Source organism: Pseudoflavonifractor phocaeensis, assembly GCF_016901955.1.
GTDB classification, from domain to species: Bacteria; Bacillota; Clostridia; order Oscillospirales; family Oscillospiraceae; genus Flavonifractor; species Flavonifractor phocaeensis_A.
This window is the reverse complement of record NZ_JACJLC010000003.1, coordinates 12519-37628: the sequence shown is the minus strand read 5'-3', so window position 1 is coordinate 37628 and position 25110 is coordinate 12519. Positions and strand designations below refer to the sequence as shown.

Annotated in this window: 22 protein-coding genes; 20 read left to right on the top strand and 2 right to left on the bottom strand. The window is 51.0% G+C overall.

The genetic code is table 11. The features are described 5' to 3' along the window. Nucleotides 1-912: 912 nt before the first annotated feature. Nucleotides 913-1587 carry an alpha/beta hydrolase gene (locus H6B51_RS01340; protein ID WP_243421087.1) on the bottom strand — a complete coding sequence of 225 codons (675 nt, stop codon included), beginning with the start codon at nucleotides 1585-1587 and terminating at the stop codon, nucleotides 913-915. A gap of 245 nt (nucleotides 1588-1832) precedes the next feature. Between H6B51_RS01340 and H6B51_RS01335 the strand changes: the two genes are divergently transcribed. From H6B51_RS01335 to H6B51_RS01280, 12 genes are read left to right on the top strand one after another with little or no spacing between them, the layout of a single operon-like run. Further along, nucleotides 1833-2078 carry a helix-turn-helix domain-containing protein gene (locus H6B51_RS01335; RefSeq protein ID WP_204881960.1) on the top strand — a complete coding sequence of 82 codons (246 nt, stop codon included), beginning with the start codon at nucleotides 1833-1835 and terminating at the stop codon, nucleotides 2076-2078. An 11-nt stretch (nucleotides 2079-2089) separates the two neighbouring features. After that, the gene (locus tag H6B51_RS01330; RefSeq protein ID WP_204881959.1) at nucleotides 2090-5314 is read left to right on the top strand and encodes a helicase-related protein; all 3225 of its coding nucleotides are present in this window, start codon (nucleotides 2090-2092) and stop codon (nucleotides 5312-5314) included. Nucleotides 5315-5356: 42 nt separating this feature from the next. Beyond that, nucleotides 5357-7096: a DUF262 domain-containing protein gene (locus H6B51_RS01325; RefSeq protein WP_204881958.1), complete on the top strand. Its 1740-nt coding sequence runs from the start codon at nucleotides 5357-5359 to the stop codon at nucleotides 7094-7096. A gap of 37 nt (nucleotides 7097-7133) precedes the next feature. Beyond that, the gene (locus tag H6B51_RS01320; protein ID WP_204881957.1) at nucleotides 7134-7787 is read left to right on the top strand and encodes a DUF4391 domain-containing protein; all 654 of its coding nucleotides are present in this window, start codon (nucleotides 7134-7136) and stop codon (nucleotides 7785-7787) included. 2 nt (nucleotides 7788-7789) lie between these two features. Continuing rightward, nucleotides 7790-8614 (top strand): macro domain-containing protein, encoded by an 825-nt coding sequence (locus H6B51_RS01315; RefSeq protein ID WP_204881956.1) that lies wholly within the window; start codon nucleotides 7790-7792, stop codon nucleotides 8612-8614. Between the two features lie 17 nt (nucleotides 8615-8631). Next, entirely contained in the window at nucleotides 8632-9243 is a 612-nt protein-coding gene (locus H6B51_RS01310) for a TIR domain-containing protein (RefSeq protein ID WP_204881955.1), read from the top strand. A gap of 15 nt (nucleotides 9244-9258) precedes the next feature. After that, the gene (locus tag H6B51_RS01305) at nucleotides 9259-11244 is read left to right on the top strand and encodes a site-specific DNA-methyltransferase (protein ID WP_204881954.1); all 1986 of its coding nucleotides are present in this window, start codon (nucleotides 9259-9261) and stop codon (nucleotides 11242-11244) included. 1 nt (nucleotide 11245) lies between these two features. After that, a complete protein-coding gene (locus H6B51_RS01300; RefSeq protein WP_204881953.1) occupies nucleotides 11246-11989 on the top strand; it encodes a DUF2971 domain-containing protein in 744 nt (247 codons plus the stop codon). A gap of 3 nt (nucleotides 11990-11992) precedes the next feature. After that, on the top strand, nucleotides 11993-15055 hold the full coding sequence (locus tag H6B51_RS01295; RefSeq protein WP_204881952.1) for a type III restriction-modification system endonuclease: 3063 nt from the start codon (nucleotides 11993-11995) through the stop codon (nucleotides 15053-15055). A gap of 24 nt (nucleotides 15056-15079) precedes the next feature. Next, complete coding sequence (locus H6B51_RS01290; protein ID WP_207753811.1) at nucleotides 15080-17803, top strand: AAA domain-containing protein; 2724 nt, start codon at nucleotides 15080-15082, stop codon at nucleotides 17801-17803. Between the two features lie 47 nt (nucleotides 17804-17850). Further along, nucleotides 17851-18384, top strand: a complete 534-nt coding sequence (locus H6B51_RS01285) for a GDSL-type esterase/lipase family protein (protein ID WP_204881951.1) — start codon at nucleotides 17851-17853, stop codon at nucleotides 18382-18384. Next, nucleotides 18381-18758 (top strand): rhodanese-like domain-containing protein, encoded by a 378-nt coding sequence (locus tag H6B51_RS01280; RefSeq protein WP_204881950.1) that lies wholly within the window; start codon nucleotides 18381-18383, stop codon nucleotides 18756-18758. The genes H6B51_RS01285 and H6B51_RS01280 overlap by 4 nt, the downstream gene beginning before the upstream one ends. A gap of 118 nt (nucleotides 18759-18876) precedes the next feature. Here the strand turns inward: H6B51_RS01280 and H6B51_RS01275 are convergent, their stop codons facing one another. After that, nucleotides 18877-19854, bottom strand: a complete 978-nt coding sequence (locus H6B51_RS01275) for a DUF6076 domain-containing protein (RefSeq protein ID WP_204881949.1) — start codon at nucleotides 19852-19854, stop codon at nucleotides 18877-18879. 502 nt (nucleotides 19855-20356) lie between these two features. Between H6B51_RS01275 and H6B51_RS01270 the strand changes: the two genes are divergently transcribed. The 8 genes from H6B51_RS01270 to H6B51_RS01235 all read left to right on the top strand — a co-directional run bounded on the left by H6B51_RS01270 (nucleotide 20357) and on the right by H6B51_RS01235 (nucleotide 25110). Then, complete coding sequence (locus tag H6B51_RS01270) at nucleotides 20357-20566, top strand: helix-turn-helix domain-containing protein (protein ID WP_087242100.1); 210 nt, start codon at nucleotides 20357-20359, stop codon at nucleotides 20564-20566. Continuing rightward, entirely contained in the window at nucleotides 20563-21003 is a 441-nt protein-coding gene (locus H6B51_RS01265; protein ID WP_204881948.1) for a helix-turn-helix domain-containing protein, read from the top strand. Before H6B51_RS01270 ends, H6B51_RS01265 begins: the two co-directional genes overlap by 4 nt. Beyond that, the gene (locus tag H6B51_RS01260; protein ID WP_204881947.1) at nucleotides 20997-21380 is read left to right on the top strand and encodes a hypothetical protein; all 384 of its coding nucleotides are present in this window, start codon (nucleotides 20997-20999) and stop codon (nucleotides 21378-21380) included. Before H6B51_RS01265 ends, H6B51_RS01260 begins: the two co-directional genes overlap by 7 nt. A 328-nt stretch (nucleotides 21381-21708) precedes the next feature. Then, nucleotides 21709-22116, top strand: a complete 408-nt coding sequence (locus H6B51_RS01255) for a hypothetical protein (RefSeq protein ID WP_243421086.1) — start codon at nucleotides 21709-21711, stop codon at nucleotides 22114-22116. After that, the gene (gene mobP3 / locus H6B51_RS01250) at nucleotides 22116-23921 is read left to right on the top strand and encodes a MobP3 family relaxase (protein ID WP_204881945.1); all 1806 of its coding nucleotides are present in this window, start codon (nucleotides 22116-22118) and stop codon (nucleotides 23919-23921) included. Before H6B51_RS01255 ends, mobP3 begins: the two co-directional genes overlap by 1 nt. An 87-nt stretch (nucleotides 23922-24008) precedes the next feature. After that, nucleotides 24009-24263 (top strand): type II toxin-antitoxin system prevent-host-death family antitoxin, encoded by a 255-nt coding sequence (locus H6B51_RS01245; RefSeq protein WP_071429261.1) that lies wholly within the window; start codon nucleotides 24009-24011, stop codon nucleotides 24261-24263. Continuing rightward, the gene (locus H6B51_RS01240; RefSeq protein ID WP_204741395.1) at nucleotides 24256-24591 is read left to right on the top strand and encodes a type II toxin-antitoxin system RelE/ParE family toxin; all 336 of its coding nucleotides are present in this window, start codon (nucleotides 24256-24258) and stop codon (nucleotides 24589-24591) included. The genes H6B51_RS01245 and H6B51_RS01240 overlap by 8 nt, the downstream gene beginning before the upstream one ends. Nucleotides 24592-24807: 216 nt before the next feature. Further along, complete coding sequence (locus H6B51_RS01235; protein ID WP_204881944.1) at nucleotides 24808-25110, top strand: DUF6809 family protein; 303 nt, start codon at nucleotides 24808-24810, stop codon at nucleotides 25108-25110.

Below are 25110 nucleotides of genomic sequence, written 5' to 3'. Positions count from 1 at the left end.
AATATGGCGGCGTTAGTGCCCGGAAGAAAAAGCCATAACCCGGTGGCTTCTATTTCGAATATACAGGAAATCGTGTCCGGACTTAAGGCCGAAGGGGGACGTATGCCCATTGACCAGCCAGTGCGTATGCTTGTGCTCGAGGAATTAAATTGAGAATTGTTTGCTTTGAAAATGACATCAAGCGTGAGCCAATATCTGACCAAAGCATCGAAGAAATCCGTGCAGCAGGCATATCAGTTTTTAACATGCCATAATCAAAGAAATAAGCGCTCTGAAATCTCCAATATAAAATGTACGATCGATGCTTAGTTGGAATGGGAGATAAAATTATAGTATCAGTAGGCATAAATAATCGACTGCAATTTTTGACCACCGAATTTATGTACTAAAAATGACGGATTATGCAAAAATGGAGGCAATTTTCTTGCGTTTATGTTCGGAATAATCAAATTTCATAGAATGGCATGTGGTCAAAACGGATGCCGACTATAAAAGGTTGTGATTTTTATTGGACTATTAGGAATATTTTCTGCACTTTAGCTGGATATTAGCAACTTTTTTGCAATTTACTCGTTTCTGCTGCATGAAATACCCAAACGCTTGAACCAAATTTTTTGTGGTGATTTGTAGTGCTTTCCGGCACTTTCCGTTCAGTATTGAATATTTTTTGACCCTCTTAAATCCGCTGTTTCCATGTGTTCCGGTCCTGACTGTGGTCAAATATGGGGTCAAAAACGCTTCCTGACCAGGGGCGGCAAGTGTCTGCCAACCCCGGCCGGGAAGCGTTTTTTCACGACTCTGGGTTTTGGGTATTGTACCTCTGCCGCAGCGGTTAAGCAAGTCTTTTATCAACAGTGAGCGTATCAGTTTTTCACACGCCTATTCAAAGAATAAAAGCCTACAGCCTGCGGTCTATCTGTTCAGCAGCCACTGGATGCCTGCCGCTGTCCGTTCAATCCCCTGGGCGAAGTGATTTCCGGGATTCAGCTGGAACACCGTGTCGATGCCCTTGTTCTGGTAAAAGGTCTGAATCTCCTCTGTTTTTTCCTGAACTGTTTTCAGGACTGGATTGCGGGTCTTGGCCTCTTTGTCCCCCAGAGAGAAATAAATGCAGTCTGGCCGGCGCTTCGGCTCATGGGAAAAGACGTATTCCTTGAAACCTGGAAACCACAGGGAGCCGGACATGCACCCCACCCGTGAGAACACATCTGTCTGGTAGATGGTGTACAGGGCGAATAACCCCGCCAGAGAGTACCCGGCGATTCCCCGCCACGCCGGAGGCCCGACCAGCTCTTTTTCTGCCCTGGGTATGATTTCCTCAACCAGCAGCCGCAGGTAGTCGTCTGCCCCGCCGGTGAAGGGCTCCCCGTTCTTGAACGCCGCCGGGCTGTCCCACGGGGCCATGTCCCGGTTCCAGTCCAAGTCGCTGACGGCCACCAGGGAAAAGGGTGGACAACCGACCGCCTGCGCAGCCTCATATACCTTCTGCCCCTCGTTAGAGTAAGTATTCAGGTAGATCACCGGGGCACCAGGAAAAGTAGCGGGAAAGACGGATTCGTTTTTCTTTTCCATGGTAGGGTCAATCATTTTTCGACACCTGCTCTCTATGAAAATCCTCACCATTTACTTTAGTTTTATTATATTGGAATAAATTCGGTTTCACAACGATAGTAAACTTACAAATTTTCTACATATGACAGGTCGTGCCACACAACACGAAGGAACCGGGGCACGACAGGCTAAAATTGTAGATTTATGTTGATAATATTCGCCAAATCGTGTACTATCAGAATTAAGAGAAATTTGTAGTACTGTCGATTAGGAGGGTCCAGATGGATTACATGACCATTTCTGATGCGGCTGCAAAATGGGGGATCAGCTCCCGCCGGGTCCAGATCCTGTGCGCCTCTGGCCGTATCTCTGGGGCAGAGCGCCTGGGGCGAAGCTGGGCGATTCCAAAAGACGCTCAAAAGCCTGGTGACGCCAGGATCAAAAGCGGAAAATATATCGGTTTTTCCGAGAAGTATCGAAAGAAAAAGGAATGTCCTGCCGAAAGTCCCGAAACTTCTAACCGCTGAAGGAGTCCGTTATGCAGATATTAGATAATATCAATCAGACAGTGCGGTCTGATTTGCAGGTCTCTATCAAAAAAGGAAGCAGGGTGTCCATCGCTGCCGCCTGTTTTTCCATCTACGCCTATCAAGAGTTGAAGAAGCAGCTGGACAGCGTGGATGAATTGCGGTTTATTTTCACTTCGCCTACATTCATCCAGGAGAAGATTCCCAAAGAGAAGCGGGAGTTCTATATTCCCAGGCTGAACCGGGAGCGCAGCCTGTACGGGACTGATTTTGAGATCAAACTGCGCAATGAATTGACCCAAAAGGCCATTGCCAAAGAGTGCGCTGATTGGGTACGGAAAAAGGTGACTTTCAAGTCCAATGTGACGCAGGAACAGATGATGGGATTTCTAACGGTGGATGAGAGCACCTATATGCCCATCAACGGCTTTACCACCGTGGATCTGGGCTGTGAACGGGGCAACAACGCCTATTATCCTGTCCAGAAGACGGAGAGCTATGAGAATGGCCGATATTTCCTGAAACTGTTTGAAGAGCTTTGGAACGACGAAAAGAAGCTCCAAAATGTCACTGAAATCGTTCTTGACAGTATCTCCACTGCTTACCGGGAGAATTCCCCTGACTTCATCTATTTCTTTACTCTGTATAACATTTTCAACGAATTTTTGGAAGACATCTCCGAGGATGTTCTGCCCAACGAGGCAACGGGATTCAAACAGAGCAAGATTTGGAACCTGCTCTACAACTTCCAGAAGGACGCCGCCCTTGCCATCATCAACAAATTGGAAAAGTACAACGGCTGTATCCTGGCGGACAGCGTCGGCCTGGGCAAGACCTTCACCGCCTTGGCAGTCATCAAATACTACGAAAACCGCAATAAATCCGTTCTGGTCCTGTGCCCTAAAAAGCTGTCCGAGAACTGGAACACCTACAAAGGGAATTACATCAACAACCCAATCGCCGAGGATCGTCTGCGGTATGACGTGCTCTATCATACGGATTTGTCCCGGGAACACGGCAAATCCAACGGCATTGATTTGGATCGCCTGAATTGGGGCAACTATGATCTGGTGGTCGTCGACGAGAGTCATAACTTCCGCAATGGCGGAGAAGTTTCCGGTGAGGACGCCAAGGAAAACCGCTACTTAAAATTGATGAATAAGGTGATCCGGGCAGGCGTCCGCACCAAAGTTCTGATGCTCTCCGCCACCCCGGTCAACAACCGATTCATCGATCTGAAAAATCAGCTGGCACTGGCGTATGAGGGGGATTCCGCTCAAATCAATGAGAAACTGGACACCAGCACCTCCATTGATGAGATTTTCCGTCGGGCCCAGAAAGCCTTTAACGTGTGGAGCCGTCTACCTGCCGAAGAACGCACTACGGATGCACTGCTGAAAATGCTGGACTTTGACTTCTTTGAGGTTCTGGACAGCGTGACCATCGCCCGCTCCCGGCGGCACATCGAAAAGTATTACGATACCACGGATATTGGAAAATTTCCGGAGCGGCTCAAGCCCATCTCCCTGCGTCCCTGCCTGACCGATCTTGGGGATGCCATCAACTATAATCAGATCTATGAACTGTTGATCTCTCTGAATCTTTCAATCTACACCCCCACCTATTACATCATGGCCTCCCGACTTTCCAAATACGAGGACCTCACCCATAACAAGGGGACAAGCCTGACCCAGAAAGGCCGTGAGGAAGGCATTCGACGCCTGATGAGCATCAATCTGCTCAAGCGATTAGAAAGTTCGGTCTACGCCTTCCGGCTCACCATTGACCGGGTCTATCACCTGATCCAGTCGACCATTGAGACGATCCACGCCTACCAGTCCGGCGAGCAGCTTTTGGATTTGCAAGACCTTTCTGACGCTGATGAATTTGACCTGGATGACCAGAATACCGACTATTTCTCCGTGGGCCGGAAGGTCAAAATCGATCTGGCAGATATGGACTACCTCTCCTGGCTGCGGGATTTGGAAAAAGACGCCGAAAATTTGCAGCTGCTCTCCCTAATGATCGGCGACATCACACCGGAGCATGATACCAAACTACAAACGCTGCTGAACTTGATTTGGGAGAAGCAAGAACATCCAATCAATCCTGGAAATCGAAAAATCATCATTTTCACCGCCTTTTCCGACACTGCGGACTACCTCTATCAGCAAGTCGCTCCCTTTGTCAAACAGAATTTTGGGCTAAACGCAGCGGAGGTCACGGGCACCGTAGACGGCAAGACTACGATTCCTCGTTTGCGAGCGGACTTGAATACGGTTCTTACCTGCTTTTCCCCCATCTCGAAAGGCCGGGATATTTTGATGCCTGGCAACACGGAAGACTTGGACATCCTGATCGCCACAGACTGTATCTCCGAGGGCCAGAATCTCCAGGACTGCGACTATCTCATCAACTACGACATTCACTGGAACCCGGTCCGCATCATCCAGCGGTTTGGTCGAATTGACCGCATCGGTAGCCGAAATCAGGTGATCCAGCTGGTGAATTTTTGGCCGGATATGGACTTGGATGAATATATCAATCTGAAAAGCCGGGTGGAGACCCGCATGAAGATCTCCGTTATGACTTCTACTGGCGATGACGACCCCATCAATGCCGAAGAAAAAGGAGATTTGGAGTATCGCCGTCAGCAGCTGAAGCGGCTCCAGGAGGAAGTCGTGGACATCGAGGAGATGTCCAGCGGGATCTCCATCATGGACCTGGGGCTCAACGAATTCCGTCTGGATCTCTTGGAGTACATGAAGCACCACCATGATGTGGAGACCACGCCCCATGGGATGCACGCCGTGGTCCCGGCCCGGGAGGACGCTCCGGCCGGAGCCATCTTCGTCCTTCGGAATGTCAACGACAGCGTCAATGTAGACCACCGAAACCGCATCCATCCGTTCTACATGGTCTACATTGGTATGGATGGCGAGATCCTCTGCGATTATCTCAACCCCAAGCAGATGCTGGACACCATCCGCCTGCTGTGCAGGGGCAGAACGGAACCTATTTCCGACCTCTGCCGGGAATTCAATCAGGAGACCGACGATGGCCGGAACATGGCTGAGATATCAGAACTGCTGAGCGAGGCGGTCAACTCCATCATCGATGTGAAGGAGGAGAGCGACATTGACAGTCTGTTTAAAAGCGGCGGCACGACGGCGCTTCTCTCCCAGATCTCCGGGCTGGATGATTTTGAGTTAATCTGCTTTTTGGTGGTGAAGTAGTAATCGGAAGTCGAATTAGATAAGCTTATTGGAGGAAGAAAAATGTCGAAGCTGAACGTGGACCAAAAGACAATTAAAGATTTATTCCAGGATAAACGAGCAGACTTTTTGATTCCTGATTACCAGCGTCCCTATGCGTGGGGTGAAACTGAGTGTCAGACCCTTTGGGATGATATCTTTTCATTCGCAATTCCAGACGAAGGACGCACAGAATTTGACAGTAATAGTGAATACTTTCTCGGACCAATCGTTACTTTCAAAAATAGTGTCTCCAAGATGGAAGTGATTGATGGACAACAACGGCTTACTACGCTAATGCTACTTTTACGTGCCTTCTATGAAAAATTTGGCCACATGCAAGACAAGGCCTCTGTTGCTACAAAACAGAATATTGAGAAATGTATCTGGAAAACGGATGAATTTGGTGAGCCTGATATGTCAGCTCTAAAGATTGATTCTGAAGTTGCCACTGATAAAGACAAAGACGAATTTCTTGAGATATTGAAAACGGGTGTTGTAAAACCTGGGCAAAAAAGCAGATATGCCGCCAATTACCGGTTCTTTCAGAACTGTATTGACGACTTTTTAGCAAAGTATCCGACGTATTTTGCTTATTTACCCACTCGAATCATGAACAACTGCATTCTCCTCCCTATCGAAGCAGAATCGCAGGACACTGCGCTCCGAATCTTTTCAACATTAAATGACCGAGGAATGCCACTCTCTGATTCTGATATTTTCAAGGCACAGTTTTACAAATATTACTCTGATATCGGAAAAAAGGATCTATTTATTAAGCAGTGGAAAGATCTGGAGGAATTAACGGAATCAATTTTCCATCCGCTAAACGGAACGCCAATGGATGAACTGTTTACACGGTACATGTATTATATCCGTGCCAAGCAGGGAATCAAGTCTTCCACGACTGAAGCATTGCGCAAATTTTATGAGAAAGACAATTACACCTTACTCAAAAGAGAAGATACGTTTAATGATCTGATTACACTTGCTCATTTTTGGGAGGATGTCATCAATCAAGATAAAGATCGGTTCTCACAGCGGATTTTGCGCCGCCTATTTGTATTAAATTATGCCCCAAATGGTATGTGGACCTATGTTGTTTCCGTGTTCTTTATGCAGAATCGAGATAGCGAAGGACTGTTAGATGAGGACCAGTTCTATCGGTTCCTCAGCAAAATCACTGGATTTATCTGGACATATGCAGTTACAAACCCTGGGGTAAATGCACTTCGTACCCCTGTATATGCCGAGATGGTCAGTATCGTCAACAGCCAGCCCGTTACTTTTGTCGACTTCAAGTTTGAGGCGGATAAGGTGCAGAGCATGTTTGCCAACTTTACATTCAACAATAGTAGACCGATCACAAAATCGATGTTAGCATGGTGGGCGTTCCAAGATGATGATCAGGAGCTTTTTCCCCTTGAAACGGTACTTGAGATTGAACATATCTATGCCAGGAATCGCTATGACAAAGATAAGTCTCTAACAGATGTAAAAAATCTGGAGGCGCTGGGAAACAAGGCTCTTTTGGAAAAACGCATCAATATCCGTGCCGCTGATTATCGCTTTGAGGATAAAATCAAGTATTACCAAGGCTTTGTGAATAGTCGCAATCAGAAGAAGGAGGGCACAAGAAACCATGAGTTGCATCATCTCTCTGAAACTTTGACAGACTTTACCGAAAAAGATATTTTGGATAGAACCGAGGAAATAATGGCGAAGTTCCTTGACTATTTAAGAGAAAATGGATTGCTAAAGTAATATTTGTTGACATGCATAAGGGAAAAAGGGTGATCCTGTGCTGGGCCTGCCAAAAACTACGGAATTCAATAAGCGTATTCCTAAGCAAAAATTCTATGAGAACCTGCCGGTGACGCCCGTTCTGAAGCGGGCCTTTGTGGAGCAGATCAGGACCATCTGGTGGCGGAACAAGATCGCCGCCGCAACGGTCAATCTGGCCCCGGGAGAGGCTGTCACAGAAATCGAGGTGCTGGAACTCCGGCTCAACCAGCCCTCATTGGACGAATCCGTCCTGCTCCAAATCGACAGAGAGATCCCCTACTACATTCTCTTCCTGCTGGAATACGAGGGAAAATACCAGGCCTGGATCGGCTACAAAGAAGCCGCCTCCGGCAGTTCCGCCTTCAAAGTCAGCCAATACTATCACACCGACTGGATAGAGTCAGACCAACTCCCCCTCCGCATGGAAGGGCACTCCCTGGACGCCGTATACGAGAATTTTGTGCGGCAGTGCAGGGGCAGTGTGGAGTGTGAAGAGTGGAGTGTGGAGTTATCCGTTGCGGAAAACGTGGAGCGGGACCTCCGGCGGCAGCAGCTCCAGAAGCAGATCACGGCGCTGGAAAATAAGATCCGGAAGGAAAAACAACTCAACCGGCAGGTGGAGATAAATGTAAACATAAAGAAGTTGAAGAGGGAATTGGAGATGTTGTAATTATGAAAGTTAAATTCCTAAACAAGAAATTATGGAAGGAATACTACGCAACTCTCTCTATCGTTAGCGTTATTGCCTCACTTACTTTTCTGTTTTTGGATATCCCCGATGACAAAAAAACATGTTGCTTTATTGCGTTTGCCATTTTTCTTGTCGTAGTATTTCTTTTCAGGTGGTATCGTGCGAATAATCTCAAGAAAATATCGTTAAAAATAAATAACTCAACAATGGAAATCGAAACGGGTGACATTTTTTTAGAGGATGGTTTCAAAATTATTCCGTTTAACGAATTTTTTGATACAAAAGTAGACGGCACATTGATTTCAAAAAACACATTAAATGGGCAATATATCACCCGCTTTTATCTGAATCCCTCCGACTTGGATAAAACCATTGATTCAGATTCACATTCAGCAGAATATATTCTTGGAAAATGCGAAAGAAAAACTGGCAAGACAAACCAATATAGGCTTGGAACTATAATAAAAAATGGTGAATATTTTCTCCTTGCATTTACCCACTTTGACAAAGATAATCGTGCGTTTTTAGAGATTAATGACTTCACTTCTTGCCTAATGAATATGTGGAATGAGTGTGATATTCATTATGGTGGAAACACGGTGGTTTTACCATTACTTGGTTCAGGAATCACTCGCTTCCGAGGCTACGAAAATATTACGGATCAAGAACTTCTTGAAATAATTATTTGGACGTTCAAAGTCAGTCGTATTCGATTTCAATATCCAGCTAAAGCGAAAATTGTTCTCACAAATGATTGCTTGGATAAAATTAGTTTGTACGATATAAAAAAGCGATTTGAGGCTTGAAGCATAGGAGGTTTACCATGGGGCACAAATGTTTTATTTCTTTCAAAAAGGAAGATCAATGGTATCGGGAGCGCATTGATAAGTTGATTGCAAAGTCGGATTTGATTAACAAAGGGCTTGACCGAGTTATCAACAGCAATGATGGTGACTACATTATGAAAACAATTCGCCAGGATTATCTCCAGGACTCTACTGTAACAATCTTCGTGATTGGAACACACTCCTCTGAAAATGAAGGCTGTGATTTCATGGGACGAAGAAAAAACTATTTTATTGAACGAGAATTGCAAGCTTCTCTATATAATGGGGTTGGTAACACTCGAAACGGAATTTTGGGTGTAGTCCTACCGGAAATGTATGAACGCATTTATAAAGGGAGTCACCAATGCCTTACTTGCGGCGGTACACACAATACGGTTGTAATTGGAGACTCCACTGTAATTCGAGAGTTCAGCACAAATTACTACATAGAGCCTCATTCTGGGTGCGCATGGTCCGAAAGTGAACGGTACTGTGTTCTCGTAAAATGGGATGATTTTGTTGCCGATCCCGAAAGCTATGTAAATATTGCATTTGATAAACGAACAAGTGAGATTGCATCGAAGGTTAAGGTCCGCAATTTTCGATAATGGAGGAACTTCATAATGGACCACATGAAATTTGAGACGCCGGACTTGACGGCACAGAATATAGAGAAGATTGCCGCCCTGTTCCCTGGGTGCGTCACGGAGGGCCCGGACGGCAAGGGCGGGCTGAAAAAGGCCATCAACTTTGAGTTGCTTAAGCAGATGCTGTCCGACGATGTGCTGGAGGGGGACGAGTCCTACGAGTTCACCTGGGTGGGCAAGAAAGCCTCCATCGTGGAGGCTAACAAGCCCATCCGCAAGACCCTGCGCCCCTGCCCAGAGGAGAGCAAGAACTGGGACACCACCGAAAACCTGTATATCGAGGGCGACAACCTGGAGGTGCTCAAGCTGCTTCAGGAGGCCTATCTGGGCAAGGTGAAGATGATCTACATCGACCCGCCCTACAACACTGGCCATGACTTCATCTACAACGACCGATTTGAGATGGGCAAGCAGGAGTACGACCAGCAGATCGGCCTGTTTGACGAGGAGGGTAACAAGCAGTTTGCGGAGAACTCCGAGAGCAGTCCCCGGTTCCATTCCGATTGGTGTAGCATGATGTATCCCCGGCTAATGCTGGCGAGAAATATGCTGACGGATGATGGAGTCATTTTCATTTCTATTGATGACAATGAACAGGACAGTTTGAAAAAAATTGCAAATGAAATCTTTGGACCGGGCAACTTTATTGCGACTATAATCTGGAGAAAAAATTATGCGCCGAAATCCAGTGCGCAATATTTTTCGGTAGATCACGATTATATCCTTGTATATACAAAATGTTCCGCTATCTGGCGTCCTAATCTATTGCCACGTACAGAAAAACAAAATTCAATGTATTCCAATCCAGACAATGATCCTCGCGGTCCGTGGCGCCCAAACAATCTTTCTGCCAGAAACTACTATAGTAAGGGAACATATCCTATAAAATGCCCTGGCGGACGCATTATAGAAGGACCACCGTCCGGACGCTATTGGATATACTCGGAAGAAAAATTCTGGCAACTTGATAAAGAAGGAAGAATTTACTGGGGACCCGATGGCAATAACATCCCAGCCCCTAAAACATATTTATCAGAAGTAAAACAAGGAATTGTCCCCCAGACATACTGGTCCTACGAAGAAGTTGGACATACACAAGAAGCAAAAAAAGAATTGCTGAGTTTACTTAGTTTTGCTACATCACAAGATGTATTTGACACTCCAAAACCAACCCGCTTAATTAAACGTATGCTACAAATTGCAACCACGAGAGACGGGCATGACATTGTCATGGACTTCTTCTGTGGTTCTGCCACTACAGCCCATGCAGTTATGGCACAGAATGCAGAAGATGGCGGAAATCGTCAATTTATTATGGTACAGTTGCCGCAACCAATTAAAAGCGAAGGATTTTCAACTTTATGCGACATTGGCAAAGAACGCATCCGCCGGGCGGGCGATATGGCAAAAAAGGCCTTGGAGGAAGAAGGAACAGCCGTTCGTGCAATGGAAAAGTTCAAAAAAGAGCATGGAACATCTATGGGGTTCGTTTATGCAGAATGGTCTGACTCCCCAGAAGTTGTTACTGCTAAAAAGAAAATGGCGGACGATCTGGATATTGGTTTCCGTGTCCTCAAGCTGGACGATACCAACATGGAGGACGTCTACTACTCCGCCCAGGAGTACGACCAGGGGATGCTCCAGAAGATGGAGAGCAATATCAAGCCCGACCGCACGGACCTGGACCTGCTGTTCGGCTGCCTGTTGGAGTGGGGCCTGCCCCTGTCCATGCCCTACCGCTCCGAGCAGGTGGAGGGCTGCACCGTCCACACCTACAACGACGGCGACCTGATCGCCTGCTTTGACGAAAACATCCCGGAGAACGTCATCCGGGAGATCGCCAAGCGGAAGCCCCTCCGGGCCGTGTTCCGGGACAGCGGCTTTGCCACCAGCCCGGAGAAGATCAACGTGGGGGAGATTTTCAAGCTTTTGGCCCCGGATACCCGGGTGAAGGTGATTTGAGATGGCAACCAAGTATTCCTTGAAAGTCTACCGTTACATTTCATTTCAGCGCTTCTGCGAACTTTTGTTTCATCAAGAACTTGCCTTAGTTAATCCAAGTAAATGGCCAGATCAATATGAAACATTTGTCGTTAGAACATTGAAAAATTTGCAACATCGAGAAGAGATGGCGAACTCATTTGCCCAATACGGCATTCATTGCGAGAAACATTTTAACTCGTTCATAGAGACCATCCAGGCTATCACGGACGATATGTTTTGCTTATGTTTTTCACGCAGTAAAGATGCTGAGGTCATGTGGAATGCGTATAATTACGACAATCACGCCGTTATGATACGTACATCAGTAGACAAACTCTTGGAACTTGATTCGGATTCTCTTAGTATTTTTCGGGTTCAATATGATTTAGATAGACCATGCCTGGAAACTTTGCTTAATAATACAACCTTTACAGATGATGGAATAGTCCTCTATGATGGCGATGAAATAATCCGCCACAAGCGAAAGTGTTTTAAGTATGAAAATGAAATGAGATTAGTCGGATCTTCCTTCTGTACCGTTCCACATAGAATAAACGATGGTATTCTATATCTCCCTATTAAGGATATATCTTATTTTGTTGAGCGTGTGATGGTACATCCATTGGCTGATGACGGGTATGTTGCGCTTATTAGGAAAATGTGTATGCATTTCGGAATCAAGTTCTGGGGCAGGTCAAAAATTTATGAGTTCAAGGGAATGTAGTGTATGAAACTCCAATTCAAACACCAAAAATTTCAGGCTGACGCCGCCAAGGCCGTGGTGGATGTGTTCGCCGGGCAACCCTACCTGACCCCCACCTATCTGATGGACCGGGGCTCCGACACGCACCAGCTCACCCTGGAGGCGATGAGCTTCACCGGCTGGCGCAACGAGCCCATCGTCCCGGAGCTCAGCGACCAGGTGGTGCTGGAACATCTGAACAAGATCCAGCGGGCCAACCAAATCGCTCCCTCTCCCCGGCTGGAGGGGCGGTACAATCTCACCATCGAGATGGAGACCGGCGTGGGCAAGACCTACACCTACATCAAGACCATGTACGAGCTGAACCAGCACTATGGCTGGAGCAAGTTCATCGTGGTGGTGCCCAGCGTGGCCATCCGGGAGGGCGTGTACAAGTCCTTTCAGGTGACACAGGAGCATTTCGCGGAGGAGTATGGCAAGAAGATCCGCTTCTTCATCTACAACTCCGCCCAGCTGACGGAGATCGACCGCTTTGCCTCCGACAGCTCCATCAACGTGATGATCATCAACTCCCAGGCTTTCAACGCCCGGGGCAAGGACGCCCGGCGCATTTACATGAAGCTGGACGAGTTCCGCTCCCGCCGCCCCATCGACATCATCGCCAAAACCAACCCCATCCTGATCATCGACGAGCCCCAGTCGGTGGAGGGCAAGCAGACCAGGGAGCGGCTGAAGGAGTTCAACCCCCTCTTCACGCTACGCTACTCCGCCACCCACCGCTCCGACAGCATCTACAACATGGTCTACCGGCTGGACGCCATGGAGGCCTATAACAAGAAGCTGGTGAAAAAGATCGCCGTCAAGGGCATCACCGAGAGCGGCTCCACCGCCACCGACGGCTATGTATACCTGGAGGGGATCAACCTCTCCAAGGCAGACCCCACCGCCACCATCCAGTTCGACTACATGGGGAAGTCCGGCCTGCGAAAAATCTCCCGGAAGGTGGGCATCGGCTACAATCTCTACGACAACTCCGGCGAGGTCACAAAACTGGAGGAGTACAAAAACGGCTTCGTGGTGAAGGCCATCGACGGTCGGGATGACTCCCTGGAATTTCTCAACGGCGTGAAGCTCTACGCCGGGGATGTGGTGGGCAAGGTCAGCGAGGAGCAGCTCCGCCGCATCCAGATCCGGGAGACCATCCTCTCCCATATCGAGCGGGAGCGGCAGTTGTTCTACAAGGGCATCAAAGTCCTGTCCCTGTTCTTCATCGACGAGGTGGCCCACTATAAACAGTATGACGCCGCCGGACAGCCTCATAACGGCATCTTCGCGGAGATGTTCGAGGAGGAGTACAACGACATCCTCTCCACTATGCAGCTGGGCATCGGGGAGGATGAATACCTCAAGTATCTGAAATCCATCAAGGCTGAGGACACCCATGCGGGCTATTTCTCTGTAGACAAGAAGGGCCACATGACCGACAGCAAGCTGGGCGATAAAAAGGAACGAACCTCCGACGACAAAGACGCCTATGACTTGATCATGAAAAACAAGGAGTTGCTGCTGGACCGAGACCCCAAGAAGTCCCCGGTACGGTTTATCTTTTCTCACTCCGCCCTGCGGGAGGGCTGGGACAACCCCAATGTGTTCCAGATCTGCACACTGAAACAGAGCAGCAGCGAGGTTCGGAAACGCCAGGAAGTGGGGCGTGGTCTCCGCCTGTGCGTCAACCAGGACGGCGAGCGCATGGACGCCAATGTGCTGGGAAACGACGTCCACAACATCAACATCCTCACCGTCATCGCCAGCGAGAGCTACGACAGCTTCGCCAAGGGCCTCCAATCCGAGATGGCGGAGGCTGTGGCGGACCGGCCCAGGGCTGTCACCCCGGAACTGTTCCAGGGCAAGGTCCTCCGGGACGTCTCTGGCAATGAGCAGGTGGTAGACGCCGCGCTGGCCCAGGCCATCTGCTATGACCTGATTATCAACGGCTATGTGGACCGCAAGGGTGCGCTGACGGACAAATACTTTGCGGACAAGGCCAACAACCAAGTAAAGATTGCAGAAGAAGCCGCTGACTGCGCCGACTCCGTCCTGGCGATTCTGGACTTCGTGTACAGTGACAGCGCCCTGAAGCCGGAGAATGCCCGGAGCAACAATGTGGAGCTCCAGGTGGACCCGGACAAACTGGCCATGCCGGAGTTCAAGGCCCTCTGGTCCCGGATCAACAGCAAGTCCGTCTATGTGGTGGACTTTGACACCCAAGAGCTAATCCAAAAAGCCATTCAATCTCTTGATAAGGATCTGCGAGTTTCCAAAATCTATTTTAGGGTAGAGAGTGGTTCCATGGAAGAAGTCAAATCCAAGGAATCGCTGCTGGAGGGGAGTTCCTTCTCTAAAAAGAAATCCGAGATGTACTCCCAGGATAAACAGGTACGAGCGAACAGTGCTGTGAAGTATGACCTGGTAGGCAAACTGGTTGAGGAAACCAGCCTGACCCGCAAAGCAATAATCGCCATTCTGACCGGGATTCAACCGGCGGTGTTCAACCAGTTCCGGGAAAACCCAGAGGAGTTCATTATAAACGCATCATCTCTTATCAACGATCAGAAGGCCACCGCCATCATTCAGCACATCACCTATCACGTCCTGGATGACCGCTATGACACAGATGTGTTTACTGAGCCGACGCTGAAAGGCAGGCTTGGTACCAATGCTATGAAGGCGGACAAGCACCTCTATGACCATATCCTCTATGACTCCACAAACGAGCGGGATTTTGCCAAAGACTTGGATGTCGACTCCCATGTGGCCGTCTATGTGAAACTACCGGATGGGTTTTACATCTCCACGCCGGTGGGCCGCTATAATCCGGATTGGGCCATCGCCTTTTATGAAGGAAAGGTGAAACACATCTATTTTGTGGCGGAGACCAAGGGTTCCATGCGATCTATGCAACTGCGGGATATTGAAAAGGCCAAGATTCACTGTGCAAGAGAGCACTTTAAGGCTATCAGCAGCGGAGATGTAGTCTATGATGTAATCGATGGATATCAGGCTCTATTGGACAAAGTGATGCGGTAAAATTGCATGATACGGAGGAAGAGCATGGTGAACGGAGAACAATACCTGATTTTAATCAATGGCCAGGATAAAACCGACTCCGTCGCCAGCTTCCGTTTTCAGAACGGTATGTGCGAGGTAATCTATGCCAATTCTCCAAAGTCCTATCGCTACCATGCCGAAAAAGTACAGCTTCTGAAGGTACAGAACCGGATTGATCCATCGCAGTTCATTATTGCCGTGAACGGAAATCCTCTTTCGCAGGTTGATGTGATTCTGGATTTTGGCCCCTTTTACCGTTTTCTACGAACAGGAAAAAAGGCCCTTACATACCCCAAAAGCCAAGTGGAACTCCTGAAAAACTGCCTGACGAATCAGAAGCAAGCGGGCGTTTTTGAATACTTCAAAGAAACAGCAGCGGCGGTCAGTCTGGTAGCCGAAGGTGGTCTCAACATCCTGAGTGCCCAGTATGAGCGGATCAAAAGTGTCAGCGACGTAACCGTGCTGTCCTGCTATTTAGATTCTTCCAAGAAACCCGCAGTGCGGGCGCTCCCTGAGGCAGTCATCTACCCCTTTGGTCTGAACCAAAGCCAGAAAACAGCGGTGGAGAACGCCCTTTCCTCCCAGGTCAGCATCATCCAGGGACCTCCCGGTACCGGAAAGACACAGACCATTCTAAATATCATCTCCAATGCGGTTCGAAATGGTCATACGGTAGCTGTTGTCTCTAACAATAACTCCGCCACCTTGAATGTAGCGGAAAAATTGGAGAAGAAGGGGCTCTCGTTTCTGACTGCTTTTCTGGGGAGTCGTGCCAATAAGGAGCATTTTCTGGAGGCACAGACCGGCCAATACCCCGATATGTCGGCTTGGGTTCTGGAGCAGGAGGAGAAGTCACAGCTGGACCAGGAGATAACTGTTCTCTCCAAAGAACTCAGCGAGATGCTCAATGCGAAGAACCGCATTGCTGCCGTTGAACAGGAACTCCTCCAACTGACGCCGGAACAACACTATTTTAGTGAGTACTACAACACCTATGCCCAGGCACCAAAGAATGAGGTGAAGGGTCTCTCCTCCCAAAAGATTTTATCCCTGTGGTTAGAGTGCGAGCAGCATGCCCGGCAGGAGAGTAAATTGGGTCTGCTCCAAAAGATATCCATTCTCTTTCGCTTCAATCGCAGTGCGCTGAAAGTGTTCCTTCAGACGCCAGAACTGGTGATTCCGTACCTTCAGCGGCAATTCTATGTGGTGCGCCGACAAGAATTGACGGAAGAGCGGGCTCAACTGGAGAAGAAGCTGGAGCAATATGCATTTGACGAAAAGATGGCAGAACTGACGGAAAAGTCTCTGCGGTTGTTCCAGGCGGAACTGAGCGAAAGATTCGATTGGCGGAAACCACGTCGACGCTTTGAGATACGGGATTTTCGCGGAAAGTCCAGGGAATTTAATCGGGAGTATCCAGTGATCTTAAGTACGACTTACTCCATTAAAGGAACACTAAACTTTGAACATATTTATGACTACCTGATCGTGGACGAGGCGTCCCAGGTAGATCTGGCCACTGGTGTACTGGCTCTTGCCTGCGCTCGCAACATCGTCATTGTGGGAGATCTCCAGCAGCTTCCCAATGTGCTGGACAGCAAAAACTTCCAGGACAGCGAGGCGGTCTGGTCGCGGTATTCTCTTCCGGAGATCTACCATTTCTCTGCCCACAGTCTGCTCTCCTCTGCCATTGCCACATGGCCGGAGGCTCCCACGGTTCTCCTGCGGGAACACTATCGCTGCCATCCCAAAATCATCAATTTCTGCAACCAGAAATTCTACGGTGGGAAGCTCATCGTCATGACAGAGGACCATGAAGAGCCGGATGTCCTGACCATGTATCGGACAGCGCCTGGCAACCACGCCCGTGGTCATTTGAACCAAAGACAGATCGACGTGATCCGGCAGGAGGTGCTTCCAAGTCTGGCGAGACAAGGGTATGCGAGTATCGGCATCATTACACCATACAGAGATCAGGTGGCGGCAATTCAAACACAGCTGGGCAAGGACCTGGAAGTGGCTACCGTCCATAAGTTCCAGGGCCGGGAAAAGGACACCATCATTCTCACCTCGGTGGATAATGTTATTACCGACTTTGTGGATGACCCCAGAATGCTGAATGTGGCGGTATCTCGGGCTGTCAAATCTCTAACTGTTATCACCTCTCAGGATCCACAAAATGATCGGACTAACTACGGTGATCTGGCCCGCTATATCGAGTACAACAACTGTGCGGTGATTGAGAGTTCGGTCTACTCCGTTTTTGACTTGCTCTATCAGGGGTACGCCGAGCAACGGCGGGCTTTTCTGAAAAAGCATGGGCGAGTTTCGGAATATGACTCGGAAAATCTTCTCTATGCTGTGATCCAGGATGTTCTCCAGAAGGAAGAGTTTTCTTTTGTGGACTGTGCAGTCCATGTGTCGTTGGTCAATCTGGTGAAAGACTACTCCATGTTGACAGAGGAGGAAACCGCATACGCCCGCAATCCCCTGACCCATGTGGACTTTCTCTTGTTCCGCAGGATGGACAAGTCTCCTCTGCTGGCAGTAGAGGTAGATGGAGTCGCGTTTCACGCTGCAGGAAGCACCCAGGCAGACAGAGATGAAAAGAAAAACCGTATTTTTGAACTATGCGGTATTCCGCTACTGCGGCTCCGGACAGATGAAAGCGGAGAGAAAGAACGGCTTGAACGGGAGCTGAGAGCAACGATCTCCATAGGGCAATGAGTCTATCGAAGCTCCCCCGATATCACGCAGAGAAGAGGAAATACCAAATGAACGTCATCTGTTTTGGCGACTCCAACACCTACGGCTACGATCCCCGCTCCTATCTGGGCGGCCGCTATGATCCGGACAGCCGGTGGGTGGACATCCTGGCTATGGAGACCGGGTGGTCAATCTCCAACATGGGTCAGAACGGCCGGGAGATCCCTTCTGCTGCTCTTGCTTTCCCTGCTGACACCGATCTGCTGATCGTCATGCTGGGGACCAACGACCTGCTCCAAGGCAGAAGCCCGGAACAGGCCGCCGTGAGTCTGAAGCGGTTTCTCTCCGGCATATCCCTGAATCGAAGCAAGATTTTGCTGATCGCCCCGCCGCCGGTGAAGCGGGGCGCGTGGGTGCCGGATCAGCAGCTCATTGACGATTCTCACACCTTTGCCCGGCTCTGTCAGAACCTGACAGAACAGTTGGGCATCCGCTTTGCCGACGCTGGGAAGTGGGACATTTCTTTGGCCTATGACGGCGTCCACTTTACGGAGCAGGGGCACAGAGCCTTTGCCGCCGGACTTCTGGAGGTGGTCAAATGAAACAGATCCTGCCTATACTCTTATCTTTTCTGCTGTTGACTGGGTGCAGTGGAAACTCTACGGATGGCTACCAGCAGATCACCCAGGAGGAGGCCAAAGAGATGATGGACACCCAGGAAGTCATCATCCTGGATGTGCGGGAGCAGGACGAGTACGACAGCGGCCACATCCCCGGCGCAGTGTTGTTGCCAGTGGGAAGCATCGACGAAGACACCGCCACCGAGGTGATCCCCGAAAAGGATTCCACCGTTCTGGTCTACTGCCGCAGTGGGAACCGCAGCAAGACGGCATCCTCTGCTCTGGCAGAACTGGGCTACACCAACATCTACGAATTCGGCGGCATCAGCACCTGGCCCTATGAGACGGAGTCATAGACTCGGAAATAGAGAGTCTAAGCACATATGACCCCATCAAAAACTGCATCGCCGAGTCAAAGAATACAAGGGACTGGCCTCCGGCCAGTCCCTTTCTCCGTTTTGAAACAGGCCGCTATCAGAGCGGCACCTTTGCGTTCTTCAGCCAATCCTGGAACTCGTCCAGAGTGATGACTTCCCGGTCGCATTTCTTTTTCATCTCTCTGGCCTGTTCGCTCCAGGCGTAGAACTGCTCGTCGGTGATCCGGCCGGCCTTGATCCAGGCGAACCGCTTCTTGTATTCCTTGCGGTAGGCCTTGAACACCGGGTCGTCGGACTGCTTCTTGGTCCACTGCTGGAAGGCTCCGGCCTCCCGGCAGGTCTGCTGGCCGGAGGCCACCGGGCGCTCGCAGTACTCCGCGCTGACCCGGCCGGTCTGTGGGAACCAGCGGCCGCAGTTCTTGCACCGCCGGACGGTGATCCCACGCTCCACACAGCTGCGCAGGGAGTAGTCGATCATGTCCGAAATGTGGAGGGGATACAGGACTGGCGAGCACCGCCCCGGCTCCACCGGTTCAAAGCTGAGGGGGATGGGCCGGAAGGAGAACAGAGACGGGTCCTTGGGCGCATCGTAGAGATAGTGGGCCGATGCCTGCTGCTGGGGATCGCGCCCCGCCTTGTCCACATCCAAAACGAGATCAAAGAAACGCTGTACCTGCTGCTGATACAGTGGGAGCTGCTTCGGAAGGCTCTGCAGCTCCTCCAGCATCTGCTGATCCTCCCTGCTTCCCCGGTCCTGGGTGATCCCCATTCGTCCAAACCGCTCAAACCAGCGCACATACAGAAGATGCAGGTAGATATGCCGGCTCCCAAGGTCACCCAGGTCCATCAAGGTACGGACCCCAGCATCTCTATCATCCCTGTCGATCAGAAGGGACCAATTCTCATAAGCCCGCCGCAGCAGGGGCTCCAGCTCCTTACAGTCCGCCTCCAGAAAAGACAGCAGGCTCTCCAGGAACGGGAATTCCTCGTAGGTCGAGGGAACGCCCTGAACCCCGTGGCTATCAAATTGGAAAACCTCTTTTTTCTCAGAGAAGTACATCTTGGCATACCACATGTCGGCGTCCTCCGAAATAGACAATCGTAAATTATTTTTAAGATAGTCTTGACAGCGGCTGGAAATCATGTTACGATACAGTTGAAAAGGAGCTGTCAAAATAATCTTACAATAGTCTAACACCCGCAAATCCGATTGTCAACGGGGAATTGGTCCCAAACATTCGGAACGGCACCTTGAAAACCGAATACCCATCATCAGAGACGATACTCCCCAGAGAAGTAATGCCAGGACGCCGTCATAGAAGGAGCGGTCGAGCATACCAAGGGGAAGAAAACGCTGTGTTGGTCAAACAAGGCCGCAGGGCAGGAACGGGTATGGTGCATGGCCAGACAGATCTAAAAAGACAGCTCCTGTAAAAAAGACCGCCGAACTGCTGCAACAGTTCAGCGGCCTGCCGCGTTTCGGAAAACACAGCCTGATCTGTGTCCCAGTTTAACAGAGAGACCTCCGAAACGCAAGAATTTTTTCTCTGAATTTGAAATACCGGAGGTACTAAACATTGAAACTGTCTGTCTACAAATCCTACGACGACCTGCCCCTGTTCCTCAACGCCAGGATGGTGGCGCAGGTGCTGGGCGTGTCCATCTCCACCGCCTACGAGCTGCTCAATGACCCCGGCTTCCCCACGCTGCGGGTGGGGAGCCGTATGGTAGTTCCGAAAGAGAAGTTCATTCAGTGGGCGGAGGGACAGTCGGGAGGTGCCAAATGAGAAAACAGCACTGGCCCAAGCGGGATCCCATCAAGAACTACTTCCCCCTCCCCAACGAGATCTTCTCCCTGGGACTGTCCGCCGGGGCAATTGCAGTCTACGGATTTCTCCTCCACCGGGAGGACCGAAAGACCTACCAGTGTGTGGCCAGCTACCGGACCATCGGAGAAGCGGTGGGGATGAGCGTCAACACGGTGCGCAAGTATGTGACCGAGCTGGAGGGCCGGGGTCTGATCCGGACGGAGCGCACCACCGTCACCACCCGGGACGGCCGCACCCTCAACGGCTGTCTGCGTTACTACATCCTGCCCATCCAGATGTCCATCGAACAGTTCTATGCGCGGCAGCTCCACGCAGCTGACCTGGCGCTGGAACGACAGAGAGCGGAGCGGCGCATGGCGGCGCTGGAGAGAACGGAGTGTGCATCCGGATGCTGATGCAGATGATCGACTACCTGATTGAGCAGGACCCGTCTCTGTCAGCACGGCGCACCATAGACATGCGGCGGTACATTGTCAATCGGTGGAGCCGTACGCACGAAGATCCTATCGACGAAGATGCGGTAGCTCTGTTCCTCTGCGATGAGAACCGCGGAACCCTGACAGATAAACAAAGAATCTTTGCGAGGGAGTGCCGTGAGGAGATAACGGCCTGCTATCGAAATGCGGTGTTCCAGATGTTTCAGTGCGGCGAGATGATGCGCCGGCATCTGGTGTCCGGGCCGGAGGAATACTGCCGGATCTTTCTGCCGCAGTACGTCGCAAGCAGCTCTCCCCGTGTAACGGCCTGTGAGGGGTTGTGTGCCTCGATTTAGGGAGGGGCAGAGACCCTGCCCCTCCTGGCAGTTTCGGGGCGGATTTGGCCCGTTGTTCCACCGCTGTGGAGGAGGCCTATCCGGGGAATTTGCCGCCCCATAACTGATTTACGGAGGACGAAAGGAAAAGCAGGAGAAAGCCCTGGCGCTTTTATGGCGCCTGGGCGGTCACTTCCGCCCGCAGTGCGGGCGGTTTCAGGGGTTGGAGTTGGCGCTGTTCCGACCAACCCGATTTGAGATCGGCGCTGTTTTTTCTCAAAAGCCGCCTGAATCCCCGCTGTGACAGGCTTTCGGGCGGCGCTGATGCAATAAGGAGAGGATTTTGAATTTGAAAAAGGAAAATAAGAAACATTCCGTCTGGCTCAGTGAATCCGCCTGGACCGAGGTGGAATCGCGCTACCGGCGAGATAACTGCTCCACCAGAAACGAATTTATTGAGAAGGCCATCCGATTCTACTCCGGTTACCTGGACGCGGAGTCTGCCGATGCTTACCTGCCCCGGGTCCTCGCCGATGTGCTGGAGGGCAAGCTGGGGGCCCTGGGAAACCGGATGGGACACCTGCTGTTCAAACTGTCGGTGGATCAAAACCTCATGGGGAATATCCTGGCTGCCGACATAGAGATCGACCCGGATGAGCTGCGAAAGGCCCGGGTGCGGTGCGTCAAAGAGGTTAAGGAGACCAACGGTGAGATCAGCTTCGAAGACACGGTCCGTTACCAAAAGGAGGCTGAGTGATGCCGGGGTTGATCCAGAAGTCGGGCTACATCAGGCCCGGAAATGGCGGCGGTCACTACGCCGAATACATCGCCACCCGGGAGGGTGTGGAGCTCATCGAGGCTCCGCACCCCGCCCACGACGGCGGCGGCTACCTGGAATATATGGCCCAGCGTCCCCGCTCCCACGGCCTGTTCTCTGCCGACGGTCCCGCCGATCTGGAGAAAACCATGGATGAGATCAACGGACATACCGGACCGGTGTGGACCTTCGTCTACTCCCTGAAGCGGGAGGACGCCCACCGGCTGGGCTATGAGAACAGCGAAAGCTGGCGCAGGTTATTGCTGGCTCATCAAGCAGAATTGGCGACAGCGATGAAAATTCCGCCAAGCAATTTTCGTTGGTGTGCCGCCTTCCACGACGAAAAGCACCACCCTCACATGCACATGATGGTCTGGTCGGCGGACCCCAAGCAGGGATTTCTAACGGAAAAGGGTATTGAGAACATGCGCTCCCAACTGTCCAATGAGATCTTCCGGGACGAGCTGCTGTCTCTCTACCAGAAAAAAGATCTGTCCTACAGCCAAGTGCGGGACGCGGCAACGGAGGCCATGGGGCGGCTCATCCGGGAGATGGAGACGGGCCTGTGCCACAATCCGGTCATCGCAGAGCAGATGGAGACGCTGGCCGAAATGCTGGAGGACCACAGGGGCAAAAAGGTATATGGCTACCTGAAAAAGCCGGTGAAGGTGCAGGTGGACGCCATCGTGGACGAACTGGCCAAGGTCCCGGAGGTGGCAGAGTGCTATGAGCAGTGGAACCAGCTTCGGGACGAGCTGGAACGTTACTACAAGGACGCCCCCAGAGAGCACCTGCCCCTCTCCCAGCAGAAGGAGTTCAAAGCCATCAAGAACATGGTCATCCGGGAGGCGGAACGGCTCCGGTTGGGCACGGTTACCTTCGAGGATGCCCGTATGAGAGACGAGGTGGATGAGGACCAGGGTGCGGTGTACTTTGCCTGGGACTCCGACTGGCAGATGACCGAGGCCTACCAGAGTGCCAAGGAAGTGCTGGAGGAGTACGAAAATCCGGAGAGTGAAAAGGCGGAACAGGTGCGGGTGCTGGAGCAGCTCTGGCAGAGAGGCTTCTCCCTGGCCGCCTACCAACTGGGCAAGTGCTGGCGGGACGGACAGGGTGTTCTCCCTGACGACGAGCAGGCAGAACTGTGGTTCCGGCAGGCGGCAGACACGGGATATGACTTCGCCCAATACGCGCTGGGGAAGCTTCTGCAAAGCCAAAAGAGAATGGATGAGGCGGTATCCTGGTATGAAAAAGCGGCAGCACAGGGGAACTCCTGCGCCGCCTACCGCCTGGGAAAGTTGTATCTCCAGGGTGAGCATGTCCCGAAGGATGTGCCGAAGGCGGTGGCCTATCTCACCGACTCCGCCGAACACGGAAACCAGTACGCCCAGTACGCTCTTGGAAAGCTGTACCTCACCGGACAGAATGTCAAACAGGACCGGGAGCGGGCCTGGGCGTATTTCTATGAATCGGCGGAACAGGGAAATGAGTACGCCGACTTCTTTCTGGAGCACTTCGATCAGACGTGCAGGCCCAATGTGTTCCTGGCGGCCACCCGACTGCTCCACCATCTGAGTCAGATCTTTCGTGACAACTCGGTGCCGCCCGCCGCCCCGGTGGGACAGCGGGTGGACCGAAAGCTGCGGCGGAAAATCCAGAAAAAGAAGATCGCCATGGGTCACAAGCCGGATGACCATGAGGAAGCTCCCCGGCAGGATATGGGCGGCATGACCATGGGGTGGTAGCAATCGCCAACGAAACCGCAGTAAAAAATGCCGTTGAATTTTACAGCAGATCGAGGTATACTAAGGGCAAGAAAGGGGCTGAATACCATGCCGAACATCAAACCCATCTCCGATCTGCGTAATTACACGGAGGTCCTGCGTGACGTGGCAGTAGGCGCACCGGTTTTTCTGACGAAGAATGGCCGGGGCCGCTACGCCATCGTGGACATGCAGGACTATGAGCGGACACAGGCCACCCTCCGACTGATGAACGAGCTGGCCAAGGGCCGCAAGTCCGGGGAGGAAAAGGGCTGGTTGACGCTGGAGGCCGTAGAAAAACATCTCGGAATCGCAGATGAATAACCTGCATTTATCCGACGAGGCGCAGGCTGATTTGGCCGGGATCAAGTCCTATATCGCAAAGAATTTGGAAAATCCCAGCGCGGCGATCTCCACGGTACGGAACATCACAAAGGACCTCCGCAGATTGCGGGAGCACAGTCTGATTGGCGCGTCCCTGTCCTCGATTGCCGATGTCGAGAGTGACTATCGTTTCCTGGTGACCGGCAGTTACCTCACTTTTTACCGAGTTCTTGACAACGATGTCTATGTGGATCGTGTGCTCTACGGCCGCCGGGATTATCTTCGCATCCTCTTTGGAGATGTGCAGGACGACGAAACAAACGAATAGAGACAATCTTCTCCATAGGGAGAAACGATTTGTCTCCGGAACCGTCTGCAGAGATGCAGGCGGTTTTTTCTATGGCAGGCATATCAAAATCTGGACCGCAATACAAAGATAAAATCCTGCCCGCAGATGATAACTTTCTGAAAATAGTTGCGGTTGGGGGTGGCTATTTGGAGGAAGTTCGGGTATTGTGTGTTGCTGACAAAGGAGGCGGCACACATGAGAGACACACTGGAAAATCTATACTTCGGAAACATCACCCCCAACGATCAAATCGTCAAATCGGGGACTGCCCTGAAAAAAGCTATGGAACAGTCGGCGGAGTGCGAGGAGAAACTCACCGCTCTGCTGGAGGACAAGGAAAAAACATTGCTGCTCCGGCTCATCAACGCGGAGAATGAGATCGGCAGCACCATGGCCCTGGAGAACTTCATCCTGGGGTTCCGCCTGGGAGTCCGCATGATCCTGGAGGCCCTGGATGAGGACGACGGCAGTCTGCTCGACCCAAGCAAGGAGGGATAG